Here is a 15,562-nt window from a genome sequence, read left to right as displayed (position 1 = left end):
GCTTGAAAGGACAGGGAAATGAAGAAGCGAATTTGGGGTTTCGCCGCGACCGCCGCGCTGGCGGCCATGGTCGCCGTTCCGGCTTCGGCGCACCGTCAGTGGATGCTGCCGTCGTCGACCGTGCTGTCGGGCGATGACGTATGGGTCACCGTCGACGCCGCGGTGTCGAACGATCTCTTCTATTTCGAGCATCAGCCGCTGCGCCTCGACGCGCTGAAGGCGTGGGCGCCCGACGGCACCGAAGCGGCGATCGAGAATAAGGCGACCGGCCGCTATCGCAGCACCTTCGACGTCCATCTGACCAAGAAAGGCACCTGGCGCATCGCGTCGGTCTCGGACGGCGTGATGGGCAGCTATGACCTGAACGGCAAGACCGAGCGCCTGCCGCGCGGCACCACCACGACGAACCTCACCGAGCGTATCCCTGCCGGCGCGACCAATGTGAAGACCGCCGAATCGAACAACCGCAACGAGATTTTCGTGACCGTTGGCGAACCGACGACGACCTTGTTCAAACCAACGGGCAAGGGCATCGAGCTGGTTCCGGTGACGCACCCCAATGACCTGATCGCGGGCGAGGCGGCGACCTTCCAGTTCCTGCTCGACGGCAAGCCCGCCGCGGGCCTGCCCGTCACGGTGATCCCAGGCGGCATCCGCTATCGCGACCAGCTCGGTCAGATGGACCTCAAGACCGGCGCCGACGGCAAGGTTGCGGTCAACTGGACCGAACCTGGCCTCTATTGGCTGAACGTCACGACGCCGCAGGCCGAGCGCGAGGAAGGCGCACCCGAACCCGCGACGCCGCAGCGCCGCGCGAGCTATGTCACGACGCTGGAAGTGCTCGCGCCCTGACCGACCGCATCCTCATCCCCCGCGCCCTGACGCCCGCGGCTTTCGCCGGGCGCGACGCGGGGGCGGCCATCGAACGCTTCGCCGGCGAAACGATGGGGACAGGCTGGTCGCTGCAGGCGGTCTCGCCGCCCGCCGCGACGCAGCACGGCGTTCAGGCCGCACTCGACCTCGTCGTCGAACAGATGAGCCAGTGGGAGCTCGAATCCGACCTCTCGCGCTTCAACCGCGCGATGCCCGGAACATGGTGCGAAATTCCGGCCGAATTCGCCCATGTCGTGGAGGTTTCGCTCGATATCGCGCGCGCCAGCGGCGGAGCTTTCGACCCCGGCCTCGGCCGCTTCACCAACGCCTGGGGTTTCGGCAGCGTCGGACGTACCGGACGGGTGCCGCAGGTGGTCCGGTCCGGCGCAGACCGCATGATCGATTTCGATCCGGCAACGCGGCGCATCCGGCGCGGCGAGGCGGCGGCGCTCGACCTGTCGGGCATCGCCAAGGGCTATGGCGTCGACCTCGCCGCCGCATGGCTGCTCGACATCGGCGTGCGACATTTCCTGCTCGAAGTCGGCGGCGAGCTGCGCGGCGAGGGGATTCGTGCCGACGGACAGCCTTGGTGGGTGGACGTCGAGATGCCGCCCACCTCGTCCATTCCGCCCTGGCGCATTGCGCTGCACGACCTGTCGGTGGCGACCTCGGGCAATTATCGCCGCGGCTTCAGCGCGGGCGGCCAGCATTATTCGCACAGCTTCGACCCGGCGACGGGACGCCCGATCGTCAATGGCGTGTCATCGGTGACGGTGCTCCACCGCGACTGCATCAGCGCCGACGGCTGGGCGACTGCATTGACGGTTTTGGGGACCGAGGCCGCGATCGCGCTCGCCGATGAGCAGGACCTCGCGGCGTGTATCGCTGCGGGCGACCGTGAATATCTGTCGCGCGCATGGCGCGACATGCTGGATTAGCTGTCGGCCCAGCGACGCAAGAGGTTGTGATACACGCCGGTCAGGCGGACGACCGTCGCGTCGCTCTGGCCCAGTGCCGCCGCGGCACCCTGAACCCCCATATCGAGATCGAACAACAGGTTGCGCTGTCCCTGATCGCGCACCATCGACTGAATCCACATAAAGCTCGCGACGCGCGCGCCTGCGGTCACCGGCTCGACGCGGTGGACGGTGGTCGAGGGGTAGAGGATCAGGTGTCCGGCGGGCAATTTGATCCCCGGGGCCTCCGCAAAGCCTTCGACGACCAGTCCGCCGCCCTCATAGCTGTCGGGATCGGCAAGAAAGAGCGTTGCCGACAGGTCGCTGCGCATCCGGAAATCGCTGCCGCGGCGGATGCGGATCGCATTGTCGATATGATCGCCGAAATTCTCGCCGCCGGCATAGCGATTGAAATAGGGCGGGTAGATTTTGAGCGGCAGCGCCGCGGCGATGAACAGCGGACTGCGGCCCAGCGCATCGAGCACGAGGCGCCCCGCTTCTCCGGCAGCCTCTCCAAATTCGGGGAGCTGCTGGTTGCGTTTGGCGAGCGCGGCCTGCGGACCCGATGTCTCGTTGCCGTCGATCCAGTCGGCGGCGTCGAGAATCGAGCGGAGCTTTGCGACACCGTCGGCGTCGAGCACGTCGGGAATGATGCGGATCATGCGCCGCTTCTAGGCTGAAAGGGGCGGGAACGGCAATCGCCGGACCCGCCCCACCGGGATCAGAAGTTATAGAAGAGGCTGAACACCGCCGAGCGCGCGTCGCCGGGGGTTGCCCAGCCGCCGCTGACGGCGCCGCCCGTGACCGCACCGGGGTTCGCGCTGCCATTTGGCGCTACCACGCCCGCACCGACGTTGTTGCGGACGCCCGTGTAATAATCCTCGTTCGTCAGGTTGCTGACGTTGAGCTGCGCCACAAGTCCATTCTTGAAGTCATACGACACGAAAGCGCGGTGGATCAGATAGTCGTCGACCATGAATTGAGTGCGCTGCGCGACGTTGCGCTGGTTGGTCGCGAATTTGCCCTGATAGGTAAGGCCATAACCGATCTGCAGCCCGAACGGGAATACGTAGGTTGTGAACAGGCTGCCGGAATGTTTCGGTGTCTGGATCAGCTGATCGCCAGCCTGCGGATCGCGAAGCGCGGCCGTGTTGGCGCAAGCCGGGCGGGCCGGAACCGTCAGCGGCTGCGGATCTGGATTGGCGAGGCAATAATCCGAGACACTCTGCCGCACTTCACTGTCGAGATAAGTGTAGTTGGCAAAGATCGCCCATTCGGGCGTCACATTGCCGCTGACGCCGAGGGCCACACCGTCGACACGCGACTGGCCGTCAAGCACCTGCAACGAGTTGGGCTGCGCCGGATCGTTCGACGGGGTACGGAAATTCGTGCGCTCGTTGCGGAACAGCGCTGCGGTCAGCAGCAGCTTCTTGTCGAACAGCTCGGCCTTGGCCCCGATCTCGTAGGTGCGCGCCTTTTCGGGTGCCACGGCGCACGGATCGGCGGCGCCCGGCGCCGTCGGCAGGCCGCAGCCCGCACGGACGGTGGCCGATGTCGGCGTTTTGGCATTGCCATAGGCGGCGTAGAGGCTGATATTCTCGACAGGGTGGAAGACCGCGCCGACGCGATAGGAGAAGAGATTCTCGTCGCTCACCTGATCGATGCCGCGGACATAGACCGCGCCGGTGGCGGGCGTCGTCACCGTGTCGGCACGGAAGACCGTCCGCACGCTTTCATAACGGAGACCGGCGTTCAGCTCGAACATGGGCGAGATTTCGAGTGTATCGAACGCATAGACGGCGAAGTTGCGCGTATCGCCATAGCTGTTGCCGGTACGGACATAGTTGACCGGGCCGTTCCACACCGTGTTCGGGTTCGACAGGCTGATCGGCGGCTGGGCGGGGTTGGGCAGTGCGCCGCCGGGGTTGCGCAGAAGCTGCGCATTCTCGATCGAATAATCTTCCTGGCTATAGGACGCGCCGATGACGAGCGTGTTGAACAGGCCGCCCTTGGCGCCGTTGACGACCGTGAGGTCGGTCTGGTTGTGGATCAAGTCGTTGACCTGGTCACGGACAAGGCCGCGCGGCCCGGCGGGATAGTAAAAGCCGGGCGTGTTTTGGCCGGCCGGGCAGGCGCTGCCGACGGTCGCATTGGCACTGCCGCCGATCGGCTGCAGGCCGTTCGCGAGGCAGAAGACACCCTGCGGCGCGCTCGTCTGGCTATATTGGTGGACACGCTGCCAGCGCGTCAGGTTGCGGATCGAGATATTGTCGCTTAACGCGTGGCGGAAGGTCGCGGTCAGGCGGTCGACCTTGGTCTTCTGTTCATCCAGATTGACGATGCCGAAATAATCGCTGTCGTCGACGCCGGCCAGCGGACCGTCGTTTACGCCGCTCAGGAAGAAAGGGACGCCATAGATCGGCGTGTTGTCGTCGTCCTGGTGGATATAGGCGAGCGTCAGGCTGGTGTCGCTTTCGACACCGATCGTGATCGACGGCGCGACGCCCCAGCGCTGATAGGATTCGACGTCACGGCCCGGCACGTCATTTTCATGGTACATGGCGTTGATGCGGAAAGCGATCAGATCGCTGACGCGCCAGTTGCTGTCGACCGCGGCGCGATAATAATTGTCGGTGCCGACCGCCGCCTGCACCGTCGTCGCGTTGCGCGCGAACGGGACCTTGCTGACGAGGTTGATCGTGCCGCCGACGCTGCCCGATCCGTTGAAGACCGAGTTCGCGCCATTATAGACTTCGATCTGCTGCAGGTTGAAGGGGTCGGTGCGGCTGTACTGCGCGCTGTCGCGCACGCCATCCACGGTCAGGTCGTTGTTCGCCGAATAGCCGCGCAGGTTGATCGAGTCGCCATAACCGCCGCCGCCTTCGCCGGCGCCAAAGGTGATGCCGGGGATAGTCGAGAGCGCGTCGCGCAGCGTCAGCAGGTTCTGCTGGCGGATTTGCTCCTGCGACACGACCGTGAGGGTCTGGGGCGTGTCGACGAGCGGAGCGGTCGACTTGGGCGATTCCACCTCATTGGCAAGCGCCCCGTTGACGACGATCTCGCCGCGGCCGCCGGGCGCGTCCTGTGCCTCGCCGGTTTCAGCTGCAAATGCCGAAGCGCTGATAAGGCTGCCCACGCAGGACAGCGCGAGGAACGAGGCAGATGTCGATGGCTTCACGGTAAACCCCCTGTTTTGTGATTGGTTCGGGGCGCCGCTATTGAGAGTCGATTGCAAAGTCAACTCTAATGCGAATTAGTCGCATCTACGTCGCAATTTGTCGCGATATTGGAAGGCATGAGAGTTGCTTACCGCCGTCGTTCGAGCCACCAGCTCTGCCGCCAGCCATATTGGCTCGCGACGGGTTCGCCGGCGGCATTGGTCGCGGGCTTGAAGTGGAAACGCTCCTCAATCAGCTCGCACGTCGTCCGGTCGAGCGAGGCGTCGCCGCTGGGCCGTGTCACGCGGCATCCGCTGACGCGGCCGCTGGCTTCGATGGTGAAGCGCACTTCGACCTCGCCGCCCGTCTTCGCGCGGCTGGCTTCGCGCGGATAGTCGCGGTCACGGATCGTGCCGCTGCGCCACACGGCCTTGGTTCCGCCACCGGTTCCGCTGCCCGCGCCGCCGGCGCCCGTCCCGTCGCCGCGCCCGCCTGCGCCCGATCCGGGGCCGGGATTCGGCGTCGCGCCCGCCGACGCGTCATTCCCGGCGCCAGGGCGCGGCGCGGCGGCGATCGGCGGCGCGATGGGGCGCAGCTTGGGTGGCGGTGCGGCGACCGCGGCGGCTTTGGCATGCTTGTTCGCAGCCGACGCCTTGCCGCTGGCCTTTTCGGTGGGCGCCTTCACTGGCGCGACCTCTTCGCGCAGTGGTGTGGGCGCGGGGAGGGCAATTGCGGTAATCGCGTCGCTGACCTTGCGGACGACATCGAGATCGAGGCCGCTCGCGAAGCCAAATCCGACGGCGCCGACGGCAAGCAGCGCGCCGCCGCCTGACACGAATTTCTGTCGTCTCGAAACCTGCCCCGTATAGGCCATCGCGCCGCCTCTCATCGCGCGCCGCGGCGCGCAACCGGCGACCTGCTTAGAGGAATTCGTCTAGCGTGGACATGAACCGGTCGAACTGGTCGTGGTGCAGCCAGTGGCCGGCATTTTCGAACTCGATCACCTTTGCGGTGTTGAAATGCCGAAGGCGGCCGTCCTTTTCGGGATTCGAAGCCCAACTGTTCGCGCCATAGAGCAAAAGAGTGGGGCAGGTGATCGCGCCCCACAGCGCGGCGATGTCATCCTGCGGCATGTCGAAGGCGGGCCAGACGTTGAGGTAATTGTCGAACTTCCAGCTCCAGGTGCCATCCTCGTTGCGGCTGATGCCGTGGATCGTCAGGTGGCGCGCCTGCGCCTCGGTCAGATAGCTGTTCTCGCCCATCATGCGCGCGAGCGCGTCCTCGAGCGTCGCGTAGCGGCGCGGGGTGCGCCCGGCGGCCTGGCGCTTGTCGTCGATCCATTTGCGGAAGCGTTCGGCATAACCCGTCTTCGCGCGTTCGGCGATCACCTTGGGCGAGGGGCCGAGTCCCTCGATCGCGACGAGCTTGCGCACATTCTCGGGGTAAAGGCCGGTATAACGCAATGCGATATTGCCCCCCATCGAATGCGCGACGATCGAGAGCGGACCAAGGTCGAGCTGGTGGATCAGCTGCGCGAGGTCATAGACAAAAGTGTCCATGGCGTAATTGCCGTCGGGCGACCATGCGCTGTCGCCATGACCGCGCAGATCGGGGGCAATGATATGATAGCGATCGCGCAATTTCTCGGCGACCCAGTCCCAGTTGCGGCAATGGTCGCGCCCGCCGTGGACGAGCAGCAGCGGCGGCGCGCCGCGATTGCCCCAGTCGACATAATGCAGCTTCAGCCGCTGCGAGATGAAGCTGTTCGAGGTCGGGCCGGCACTTGCCATCGGATCATCCTTGCTGTCTGTTCCAGTTTCAAAAGGCGACTGGTTTCGATCCGTCAACCCCGCATCGGTGCCATCGGCCTATAGAGACAAGCGAAGGGAGAGTAGCATGACGACATTCCGGGACAATCTGCTGGCCGGCAAGATCGCCTTCGTCGCCGGCGGCACCAGCGGCATCAACCTCGGCATTGCGAAGCGTTTCGCCGAACTCGGCGCCAGGGTCGCGGTCGCAGGGCGCGACCCGGACAAAGCGCAGCGCGCCGCCGGCGAAATCGGCCATGACGCGATCGGCCTGTCGGGCGACGTGCGCGATTATGCCGCGATTCGCGGGGTGATGGAGACGGTTGTCGAAAAATTCGGTCCGATGGATATCGTCATTTCGGGCGCGGCCGGCAATTTCCTCGCGCCGGTGCTCGGCATGTCGGCGAACGCGTTTCGCACCGTCGTCGATATCGACCTCAATGGCACCTTCAACGTGTTTCGCGGATGTCACGATTTGCTCAACCGCCCGGGCGCGTCGCTGATCGCGATCACCGCGGGGCAGGCGGTCAATGCTTCGGCGCTGCAGGCGCACGCCTGTGCGGCGAAGGCAGGGATCAACCAGCTGATCCGCGTTCTCGCGCTCGAATGGGGTCCCGAGGTTCGGGTGAACGGCATCTCGCCGGGGCCGATCGCGGGGACCGAGGGCATGGCGCGCTTGGCGCCCGACGCCGCGACGCGTCAGTCGCATTTCGACCGCATCGCCATGAAGCGCTGGGGCGAGGTCGAGGAGGTCGCCGAATCGGCGGTATTCCTCTGCTCGCCCGCTGCCGGCTATATCACCGGCACGATCCTCGACTGCGACGGCGGCAGTCAGATCGGCGACGCGTCACGCGGGGATCTCGCGCGCGGCATGGCCTGAAAGCAAAAACGCCGCCAACCCATCGGGTGGCGGCGTTTTTAATGGTGGGCGTGGCAAGGATTGAACTTGCGACCCCTGCGATGTCAACACAGTGCTCTACCACTGAGCTACACGCCCATCCCTTGGGGTGACGCGCCCCCTAAATGCCTCCGCGCGACTTGGCAAGCCCTTCGCGTGCGGCGGCGTCGTTATTGTTGGCTCGACCGGTCGCTACGGCCGAACATATTGTCGACCTCGCGCACCAGATCCTTGAGGTGAAAGGGTTTCGACAGCAGCTTCGCCTGCGGCACATTTTCCTCCGCACGCAGCGAAACCGCGGCAAAGCCGGTAATGAACATCACCTGCGTCTGCGGCGCGGCCTTCGCGGTGTGCTGGGCGAGTTCGATCCCGTCCATCTCGGGCATCACAATGTCCGACAGCAAAAGATCGAAGGTTCCCGAATCGATATAGGGGACGGCGGCGGTGCCGCGATCGACCGCGGTGACGTGATAGCCGGCGCTGGTCAGCGCGCGGGCGAGATATTCGCGCATCACGTCGTCATCTTCGGCCAGCAAAATGCGAATCATGTTGAAATCTGTTCCCTGGTCCTTCGGCGCAGCCGGTTCCGGTCGGCTGCCCCCTCTGTCACGCCCTGCATAGCGTCAGAGATTTAACAAATTGACGCGCGGTGCTGGATTCGTCCCGCTTTTTTTGCCACCCATGGCTCATGCCGTCCCCCACCATCTCGCCCGCCGCCATCGCTGTCAACCGGCCCGCGGCGAGCGGGCCCGTCGTCGTGTCGGTGCCGCACGCCGGGCGCATCTATCCGCCCGAGATATTGAGCGCGGCGCGGGTCGACCGGCCGAACCTCGAACGACTCGAGGATAGCTGGTGCGACCTGATCGCGGTCGGCGCCGTCGATGCTGGGGCAACGGTCGTCCACGCGCTGTGGGCGCGCGCAGTCGCGGACCTCAACCGCGGCGAAGGGCAGATGGCGCCGGGCGAGGTTGCCATGCAGCTCCGGGCGCAATTTTCGGCGCCGGGGCGCAAGGAACGCGCGGGGCTTGGCGTCGTGCCGACGCGGCTCGCCGATTGCGGTCCGCTGTGGAAGCGGCCGATCGACGGCGCCGCGCTCGAGTGGCGCCTCGAATCCTTCCACCGACCGTACCACGCGGCGCTCGCCGACGCTTTGTCCGCGGCGCGTGATGAATATGGCCATGCGATCCTGATCGATCTCCATTCGATGCCGTCGATTCCGGCGGGCCAGCCGGGGCACGGCGCGCGAATCATCGTTGGCGATCGTTTTGGCGAAACCGCGGGGGATTGGCTGATCGACCTCGCCGTGGCGTCGGCCGAGCGATTGAACGAGCCTGTCGCGCGCAACAAGCCTTATGCTGGCGGCCATATCATCCGGACGCACGGCCGCCCGGCGGAGGCCATCCATGCGGTGCAGATCGAAATCGACCGCAGCCTGTACCTCACGCCGGAGCATTTGCCCGACACGGCCGGTATTGCTCGGCTGGCGCGCTGGTTTTCGAACCTTGTCGCTGAAGCGGGATATGGCCGGCCCGACGGCGAAATATTCGCGCAAGCCGCTGAATAAAAAACCACCTCGTACCGAAGTACGAGGTGGCCAGGGTCCAGGGAGGACGCGTCCGCGTCAGTGATGACGGGACACTCGCCGCGATGGAAAGGGGGAAAACCATGGCGGCGTAGAGTTAAGTTAGGATGTTGTGCGCCGACTTACAAGAAGAGACGGTGCAGAATCTGCAATATGCAAGAAATTGGTCGGGGAGAGAGGATTCGAACCTCCGGCCCCTGCCTCCCGAAGACAGTGCTCTACCAGGCTGAGCTACTCCCCGACCGATCTGCGCGCCGACCGGGGTCGCCGCGAAGGCAGGGCGGTCCTCTAGACGCGCAATCTGTGAACTTCAAGCGCCAATCGGCACATTGAAGATGATTGCCCGAACTAGAGCATTTCGGCAGTTCGAAAACTGAAATGACCACCCGCAACGAAAATCAGATGATCGGCCAGATCGATGCCCATGGTCCGCAGGAAAAGTGCGGCGTCGTGCGTCGCGCCGATGTCGGCATCGCTCGGCCAGGGCGTGCCGGAGGGATGGTTGTGCGCCATGACGACCGCCGCAATGCTGCCGTCGACGAGCGTGCGCCAAGCGCGCGGCGGGATGACGCAGCGGCCCGTCATATCGCCATCGATGCGTTCGAGCCGGACAAGGCGTTCGAAGGCGTCGAATGCGGCGAGGAGCAGGGTTTCGCGCTCGTCATCGAACATCGGGCGCAGCAACAGGCGCGCGACATCATCCTCAAGCGGGCACGGCACGAAGCCGGCCAGCGCCGACGGGTCCGGCGCTTTGCCGAGGGGTTCGAACAGGGTCATCGCCGTCCCCATGCGCTCAGGCAGCGCGATTCCCAACGGCCGACTGCCCCGCATCGGAGGCTTTGTGCCGCCTGCCCTGTTGCGCCCCATGTTGCTCCCTTGTCCGCTCGCGGCGCGAAGCCTAGCACCGAGGGACAAAGCCGGGAGCCGAGTCTTGCCTGATTCCATCCATTATGAACTTCAATATCTGGACCTGATGCGCCGCATCTGGGTCGAAGGCGACGAGCGCGTCGACCGCACCGGCGTGGGCACGCGCTCGCTGTTCGGCGAGACGATGCGATTCTCGCTCAAGGACGATGCGATCCCGTTGCTCACGACCAAGCGTGTCTATTGGAAGACGGGGCTGCGTGAACTGCTGTGGTTCCTGACCGGCGACACCAATATCCGCTCGCTCGTTTCGCAGGGTGTGAAGATCTGGACCGACTGGCCGCTCGACAAATATCGCCGCGCGACCGGCGAGGCGATCAGCGCCGAGGATTTCGAGGCGCGAATCATCGCGGATGAGGGCTTCGCCGTGAAGTGGGGCGATCTCGGGCCAGTTTACGGCCATCAATGGGTGAACTGGCCGCGGTATGAGCCGGCAGGCGAGGGGCTCTTCCGCCGTGCAAGCCAAGGGCACAACCAGATCGCGGCGCTGATCGATTCGCTGAAGAACAATCCCGGGTCGCGGCGGCACATCTTCACCGGCTGGAACGTCGCCGACCTCGACCGCATGGCGCTGCCGCCGTGCCATATGACCTATCAGTTCCATGTCCGCAGCGATGGCGGCCTGTCGTGCCTGTTGTTCCAGCGCTCGTGCGATCTTGGCCTGGGCTTTCCATATTTTTCCGGCATAGAGGCCAGGGGCGGCGTGTCAATCCACTGAGAAACACGCCGTTTGACCGCATTTGAACTGAGATAGCGCTATGATGTGGGGGTGCCTTGTTGTGGGGGTGCCTTGTTGCGATGCTCACCGGCGGTTAGTGTCCTAATTCGAAAGACGCCCCAGCCGGGGGTGATGGCGGTAGCTTCGAAGGGCGCGACAGCACGTGGTTCATCCTGAGTATCAATTTTTAGAGCTTCTCAGACGCGTTCTCGAAAAAGGTGACGAGCGCGTCGACCGAACGGGCGTTGGCACGAAATCTCTTTTCGGCGAGTTGCTGAGGTTCGATCTCAGCCGTGGCGAAGTGCCAATCATCACGACCAAACGCGTATACTGGAAAACTGCGATCAAGGAGATGCTCTGGTTTCTTACCGGCGGCACCAACATTCGTGAACTTCTGCTCCAAAACGTTCGTATATGGAGCGACTGGCCGCTTGCGCACTACCGACAAGAAACCGGCGAACAAATCTCTCAGAGCGATTTTGAATCTCGGATTGTCGCAGACGAAGTGTTTGCGAAACGATGGGGTGAGTTGGGGCCCGTGTACGGCAAGCAATGGCGGCGCTGGGTTGATGCGCAGGGGAGGGAGCATGATCAAATTTCCACGCTGGTGGACACGCTGAAGAGTAATCCTTCAAGTCGAAGAATGCTATTTCATGCATGGAACGTCGGCGAATTGGACCGGATGGCTTTGCCGCCGTGTCACATGGTCTATCAGTATCATGTGAACTCTCGGGGTGAGGTAAATTGCCTACTTTTCCAAAGGTCGTGTGACCTCTTCTTAGGGGGCGCCTTCAACCTCGCCGCCGCTTCCGCTCTCTTACTGATCCTAGCGCAGCAGGCGAATCTTACGCCGGGAGAGCTAATTTGGGTCGTGGGCGATGCCCACGTCTATTCGAATCACGTCGACCAAGTTCGGGAACAAATCTCGCGCGACCCTCGACCGTTTCCGACTATGCGGCTCACGCGATATCCTGCGTCGATTGATGATTATCGTATCGAAGATTTCGAAGTGAGCGAATACGATCCGCACCCGCCAATTCACGGTGAAGTAGCTGTCTAGCCAACCGAAATGGCGTGCGAAAGTGTGGAAGCTCCATCGGACATCGCAATAGAAACTGAGCCCGTTTCACCGGCGATACGCTTCGCCGCGGGCTACGGACGGCGAGGTCCTGCGATCGATCGCCTCAATGTTGAGCTTGGCGAGATTCTCCAGAATGATATGGATGGCGCGGGCGTCCAGCTCAACCGACAGGGTCGGGTAGCCCGACCCGCCGCAAGACCGTTGATCACGATGACCGCTATTCGATCAAGACTCTGATCTCTCCCCGCGATCAGGCCATCGACCTTACCGAAGCTCAATGGACAGCCGCTCTCGAACTCAGCAGGGAGACCTGGCGGCGGGATACGGAACGAAACGAGGGCAAGGAGCCGCCTGCGGAGCCTCGTGGCCCTGCCATCCGCAAAGTGCTTGGCGAAGGGTGGCCCAGATTGGCGGTGCCTGCTGTTCCACAGCGAGGCTTGTTGCTGATCTACCTCCTCGATCCCCAGGCAAGCGAGATTGCTGAATTGCAGGACGCCGACCCGATCGTTGCCTTTGCGATCAGCTTCCCCGGGAGTACGTCCGAGCGGCGCGTCAGCAACGCGGCCTATATGGCCAACAGTGTGATGTGGGGGGCGTTGAATGACTGGGTGGACTGAGGAAGGCCTGATCGGTTCGTGGCGCGCGCTTGCCACGCGGCAGGGCGACGAGGAATGGCGACTTGTGAATCTGGCCGTCATCGATCTCGTGACGGTCCAGGCAGGGCGGCATTTCCCGGACAGCAGGGAAGCCTTGGTCGTGGCGTTTCCGGCGGGATGGCTGGGCAAGGTCTCGGGCCTTCCCGATGGCAGGGGCTTCGAGGCGACGCTGATCGAAGGAAGCTCGTCCTTCGCCGGAAAGGACGTCATTGCCCTGATCCGGAGGTTCGAAGGTGCATTCGACATCTTCGCCATCATGGTCTTCGACCTGCTGCGCTTTCTCGAAGAAAGCCGATCAAGGGATGCGAAAGCACTGGTAGCCGGGTTTCTCGAGCGCGTGAGAGAATGGCAGAGCTTCATGTCTCGAGGAATCAGGCCGCTCTCGCAGGAAGCCCAGGCTGGACTCTATGGAGAACTTGCCGCCCTCCGCAGGCTTATCGAGGCGATGCCCGGCGGATCGGCTTTCGACGCGTGGAAGGGGCCGATGCACGCAGCGCAGGATTTCCTGCTCGGATCGGGCGCCCTCGAGGTGAAAAGCACCACCACCTCCGATGCCTTCAAGGCGCGCATAAACAGCATTGAGCAGCTCGATTCAGAGCGTCAACCCATGTTTCTGGGTGCCCTGCGCCTGAAGGAGGATCTTGGCGGTTCGAGTCTCAATGACTTGGTCGGACAGCTTCGCGATCTCGCTGACGAGCGCGGTCGCAGGCGAGGATTCGACGCACTCCTCATCATGGCCGGCTATTATGACGAGCATGCCTCTCACTACGAGCGGCCTCTGTCTGTTGATGAATTCAGAATTTTCAGGATTGATGACGAATTTCCGATCCTGCGCCGTGCATATCTGCCTGCACAAATTACTGCCGCGACCTACACGCTTGATTTGAGTGCGATTTCACAACCCGACATGGGAATGGACGGCGCATTTTCGGAACTGGGAATCAACGAATGAGCATCGAGGAATTTCACCGGGGAATCCGTTCGGAAATTCAGGGAATCGTGGCCGAGCGAATATTGAGTGATGAGGGCAACTTTCCCTCGGAGGAACTGGTCTACGCAGAGCTTGCAATGGAACAGGTCGCAAATGCCAACATTTGCGATTCACCGACGATCTGCCACTGGACTGGCTCCATCGGAAACGCGCGTCTCAGGATCACCGGTTATGCGTTATCGGTTGACGAGACATGCCTCGACCTGTTCGTCACCCGCTACTTCGGAACCGATGAAATAGAGAATCTCCGCGACTCCGAGGCAGCCTCCACGGCAAAGGAAGGCATCAAGTTCCTTTTTGAATCGGCGAGTGGCCGCCTTGCATCCCGGATGGAGGCGAGCGGCGAAATCTACGACTTCGTCCTGTTTATCAAGGAGCGCTGGTCGAGCCTCGAGCAATTGCGCGTTTTCGTCGTTACCGATGGCCAGACTAAATCCAAGCGGTTTGCTCCCAGGGAGGTTCAGGGGAAGATCGTCTCGATCGAGGCAATGGACATCGAGCGGCTCTACCGGCACACGACCGGCAAGCCTCGTGACGAAGTCTCCATCAGCTTTGAACAGACATTGGGGCGACCTCTCCCCTGTATACATGTGCCGGATCCCGATGCTGATTATGAATATGCGCTCACGGCCATTCCCGGTGAAGTGATCCGCGAACTTTACCTGCGGTACAACTCCCGATTGCTCGAAGCCAATGTGCGGACTTTCCTAGGTTACCGCAGCAGAGTGAATTCCGGGATTGCGGAAACGCTGTTGAAAGAGCCCGAGCATTTCATGGCCTTCAACAACGGCCTCGTCATCGTGTGCGACAGTGCCGAACTCAGCCGGTGCGAGGATGGCGGTCTGGGGTTCTCGCTGATCAAGGGCCTGCAGATCGTCAACGGTGGGCAGACCACGTCATCCATCTTCTTTGCATCGCGTGATCGGAAGGAGATCGATCTGAGTCACGTGATGGTGCCCGCTAAGGTCATCATCCTGAAAGGCGACGATGACGATGCTCGCGAGCGTCTGATTTCAAGCATTTCGAAGTTTGCGAACAGCCAGAATGCCGTGAAGACGTCCGATCTCTCGGCAAACCGGCCTTTCCATGTCCAGCTCGAGAAATTGTCAGAGGAAATCTGGTGCGCTGACGGAGCCAGCCGGTGGTTCTACGAACGTGCTGCCGGTGCTTATCAGGTCAGGCTGCTTCGCGAGCGCACCGATGCCAAACGACGCGAATTCCAGAAGATCGTGCCCACGAAGCACAAGCTTTCAAAGAATGACGTCGCCAAGTTTCACGAGGCGTGGCGTGGCAAGCCGTCTCAAGTCGCGCTGGCGGGTGAAAAGAATTTCGCCGCATTCATGGCAGCTCTGGACGAGGCGCCCGATCTGGTGCCGAATCCGCTTACGCCGGAATGGTATCGGGCGCTCATTGCGAAGGTCATCATCTTTCGGACCATCGAAGGCATGATCAAGAAGAGGGATGCGAAAGAAACCTTTCGTCAGGGCTGGGTCAATATTGCAACCTATACGGTTGCCATTCTTGCCCAGAAAATGCCGGATCAGATCGATTTCGAACTGGTATGGCAACAGCAGGGCATTTCCGAAAGCTTCAGCAAGCTGCTCTGGGAATGGGCCAAGGTAGTGAATGCCACATTTGACCGGATCGCTCCGGGGCGGCAGTTTTCCGAAGTCGCCAAGCGTGGCGACACCTGGAAAGCCGTGCAGAATGCCGACTTCCCTCCATCGGAGAACAGGATTCCGGAAATCAGGTCCTGACGGGAGCCGTCAAGCGAAACGCGCTTTCCGCTGCGTGTCCGATTTCTCCTTTGGTCATTCCACGGAGATGCCGCTCATACCCGGCAGTGCGTCTGCTGACGTCGGACCCCTCATCCTGATCGCTGCAGGGGGAGGGCCTTGCTGCGTCAGTCGTGCCGAA

The 15,562-nt window shown here is 62.7% G+C and carries 14 protein-coding genes, 2 tRNA genes and 1 pseudogene; 9 read left to right on the top strand and 8 right to left on the bottom strand.

Annotation, left to right across the window (positions count from 1 at the left end):
* The first annotated feature begins 18 nt into the window (after positions 1-18).
* Complete coding sequence (locus V8J55_RS14340) at positions 19-852, top strand: DUF4198 domain-containing protein (RefSeq protein WP_336446286.1); 834 nt, start codon at positions 19-21, stop codon at positions 850-852.
* A gap of 92 nt (positions 853-944) precedes the next feature.
* Positions 945-1,811, top strand: a complete 867-nt coding sequence (locus V8J55_RS14335) for an FAD:protein FMN transferase (protein ID WP_336446285.1) — start codon at positions 945-947, stop codon at positions 1,809-1,811.
* Here V8J55_RS14335 and V8J55_RS14330 read toward each other — a convergent pair.
* The 4 genes from V8J55_RS14330 to V8J55_RS14315 form a co-directional block, all read right to left on the bottom strand.
* A complete protein-coding gene (locus V8J55_RS14330) occupies positions 1,808-2,491 on the bottom strand; it encodes a Fe2+-dependent dioxygenase (protein WP_336446284.1) in 684 nt (227 codons plus the stop codon). The two genes, V8J55_RS14335 and V8J55_RS14330, sit on opposite strands and share 4 nt — an antisense overlap.
* 59 nt (positions 2,492-2,550) lie before the next feature.
* The gene (locus V8J55_RS14325; RefSeq protein WP_336446283.1) at positions 2,551-5,007 is read right to left on the bottom strand and encodes a TonB-dependent receptor; all 2,457 of its coding nucleotides are present in this window, start codon (positions 5,005-5,007) and stop codon (positions 2,551-2,553) included.
* A 128-nt stretch (positions 5,008-5,135) separates the two neighbouring features.
* Positions 5,136-5,861 (bottom strand): energy transducer TonB, encoded by a 726-nt coding sequence (locus V8J55_RS14320; protein ID WP_336446282.1) that lies wholly within the window; start codon positions 5,859-5,861, stop codon positions 5,136-5,138.
* Positions 5,862-5,907: 46 nt separating this feature from the next.
* A complete protein-coding gene (locus V8J55_RS14315; RefSeq protein WP_336446281.1) occupies positions 5,908-6,777 on the bottom strand; it encodes an alpha/beta fold hydrolase in 870 nt (289 codons plus the stop codon).
* Positions 6,778-6,883: 106 nt separating this feature from the next.
* Between V8J55_RS14315 and V8J55_RS14310 the strand changes: the two genes are divergently transcribed.
* Entirely contained in the window at positions 6,884-7,675 is a 792-nt protein-coding gene (locus V8J55_RS14310; RefSeq protein WP_336446280.1) for an SDR family oxidoreductase, read from the top strand.
* A gap of 42 nt (positions 7,676-7,717) precedes the next feature.
* Here V8J55_RS14310 and V8J55_RS14305 read toward each other — a convergent pair.
* A tRNA-Val gene (locus V8J55_RS14305) sits at positions 7,718-7,792 on the bottom strand.
* Between the two features lie 71 nt (positions 7,793-7,863).
* Positions 7,864-8,241: a cell cycle two-component system response regulator CpdR gene (gene cpdR / locus V8J55_RS14300; RefSeq protein WP_037510756.1), complete on the bottom strand. Its 378-nt coding sequence runs from the start codon at positions 8,239-8,241 to the stop codon at positions 7,864-7,866.
* A gap of 140 nt (positions 8,242-8,381) precedes the next feature.
* On the opposite strand from cpdR, the gene V8J55_RS14295 reads away from it, so the two are divergent.
* On the top strand, positions 8,382-9,257 hold the full coding sequence (locus V8J55_RS14295) for an N-formylglutamate amidohydrolase (RefSeq protein ID WP_336446279.1): 876 nt from the start codon (positions 8,382-8,384) through the stop codon (positions 9,255-9,257).
* A 182-nt stretch (positions 9,258-9,439) separates the two neighbouring features.
* Here the strand turns inward: V8J55_RS14295 and V8J55_RS14290 are convergent.
* Together V8J55_RS14290 and V8J55_RS14285 are read right to left on the bottom strand one after the other, a co-directional pair.
* A tRNA-Pro gene (locus V8J55_RS14290) sits at positions 9,440-9,516 on the bottom strand.
* Between the two features lie 107 nt (positions 9,517-9,623).
* Positions 9,624-10,052 carry a JAB domain-containing protein gene (locus tag V8J55_RS14285; protein ID WP_336446278.1) on the bottom strand — a complete coding sequence of 143 codons (429 nt, stop codon included), beginning with the start codon at positions 10,050-10,052 and terminating at the stop codon, positions 9,624-9,626.
* A gap of 154 nt (positions 10,053-10,206) precedes the next feature.
* Here V8J55_RS14285 and thyA point away from each other — a divergent pair.
* From thyA to V8J55_RS14260, 5 genes and pseudogenes are all read left to right on the top strand, one after another.
* Positions 10,207-10,875, top strand: a pseudogene (thyA, locus tag V8J55_RS14280) (thymidylate synthase); the annotation flags it as partial.
* 205 nt (positions 10,876-11,080) lie between these two features.
* A complete protein-coding gene (locus V8J55_RS14275; RefSeq protein ID WP_336446277.1) occupies positions 11,081-11,977 on the top strand; it encodes a thymidylate synthase in 897 nt (298 codons plus the stop codon).
* Positions 11,978-12,438: 461 nt separating this feature from the next.
* A complete protein-coding gene (locus V8J55_RS14270) occupies positions 12,439-12,615 on the top strand; it encodes a hypothetical protein (protein WP_336446276.1) in 177 nt (58 codons plus the stop codon).
* The gene (locus V8J55_RS14265) at positions 12,599-13,606 is read left to right on the top strand and encodes a PD-(D/E)XK motif protein (protein WP_336446275.1); all 1,008 of its coding nucleotides are present in this window, start codon (positions 12,599-12,601) and stop codon (positions 13,604-13,606) included. The genes V8J55_RS14270 and V8J55_RS14265 overlap by 17 nt, the downstream gene beginning before the upstream one ends.
* Positions 13,603-15,402, top strand: a complete 1,800-nt coding sequence (locus V8J55_RS14260; RefSeq protein ID WP_336446274.1) for an AIPR family protein — start codon at positions 13,603-13,605, stop codon at positions 15,400-15,402. Before V8J55_RS14265 ends, V8J55_RS14260 begins: the two co-directional genes overlap by 4 nt.
* Positions 15,403-15,562 lie beyond the last annotated feature (160 nt).

The sequence above is a fragment of the Sphingopyxis sp. CCNWLW2 genome (genome assembly GCF_037095755.1).
Lineage (GTDB): Bacteria > Pseudomonadota > Alphaproteobacteria > Sphingomonadales > Sphingomonadaceae > Sphingopyxis.
The sequence above is the reverse complement of the archived record's forward strand: the minus strand, read 5'-3'. Positions and strand labels throughout refer to the sequence as shown.

Excerpts from the sequence above, each read along its gene's own strand:
- V8J55_RS14315 (WP_336446281.1), bottom strand. The coding sequence starts at position 6,777 with ATGGCAAGTGCCGGCCCGACCTCGAACAGCTTCATCTCGCAGCGGCTG.
- V8J55_RS14295 (WP_336446279.1), top strand. The coding sequence starts at position 8,382 with ATGCCGTCCCCCACCATCTCGCCCGCCGCCATCGCTGTCAACCGGCCC.
- V8J55_RS14310 (WP_336446280.1), top strand. The coding sequence starts at position 6,884 with ATGACGACATTCCGGGACAATCTGCTGGCCGGCAAGATCGCCTTCGTC.
- V8J55_RS14265 (WP_336446275.1), top strand. The coding sequence starts at position 12,599 with ATGACTGGGTGGACTGAGGAAGGCCTGATCGGTTCGTGGCGCGCGCTT.
- cpdR (WP_037510756.1), bottom strand. The coding sequence starts at position 8,241 with ATGATTCGCATTTTGCTGGCCGAAGATGACGACGTGATGCGCGAATAT.
- V8J55_RS14335 (WP_336446285.1), top strand. The coding sequence starts at position 945 with ATGGGGACAGGCTGGTCGCTGCAGGCGGTCTCGCCGCCCGCCGCGACG.
- V8J55_RS14260 (WP_336446274.1), top strand. The coding sequence starts at position 13,603 with ATGAGCATCGAGGAATTTCACCGGGGAATCCGTTCGGAAATTCAGGGA.
- V8J55_RS14285 (WP_336446278.1), bottom strand. The coding sequence starts at position 10,052 with ATGACCCTGTTCGAACCCCTCGGCAAAGCGCCGGACCCGTCGGCGCTG.
- V8J55_RS14330 (WP_336446284.1), bottom strand. The coding sequence starts at position 2,491 with ATGATCCGCATCATTCCCGACGTGCTCGACGCCGACGGTGTCGCAAAG.
- V8J55_RS14340 (WP_336446286.1), top strand. The coding sequence starts at position 19 with ATGAAGAAGCGAATTTGGGGTTTCGCCGCGACCGCCGCGCTGGCGGCC.
- V8J55_RS14320 (WP_336446282.1), bottom strand. The coding sequence starts at position 5,861 with ATGGCCTATACGGGGCAGGTTTCGAGACGACAGAAATTCGTGTCAGGC.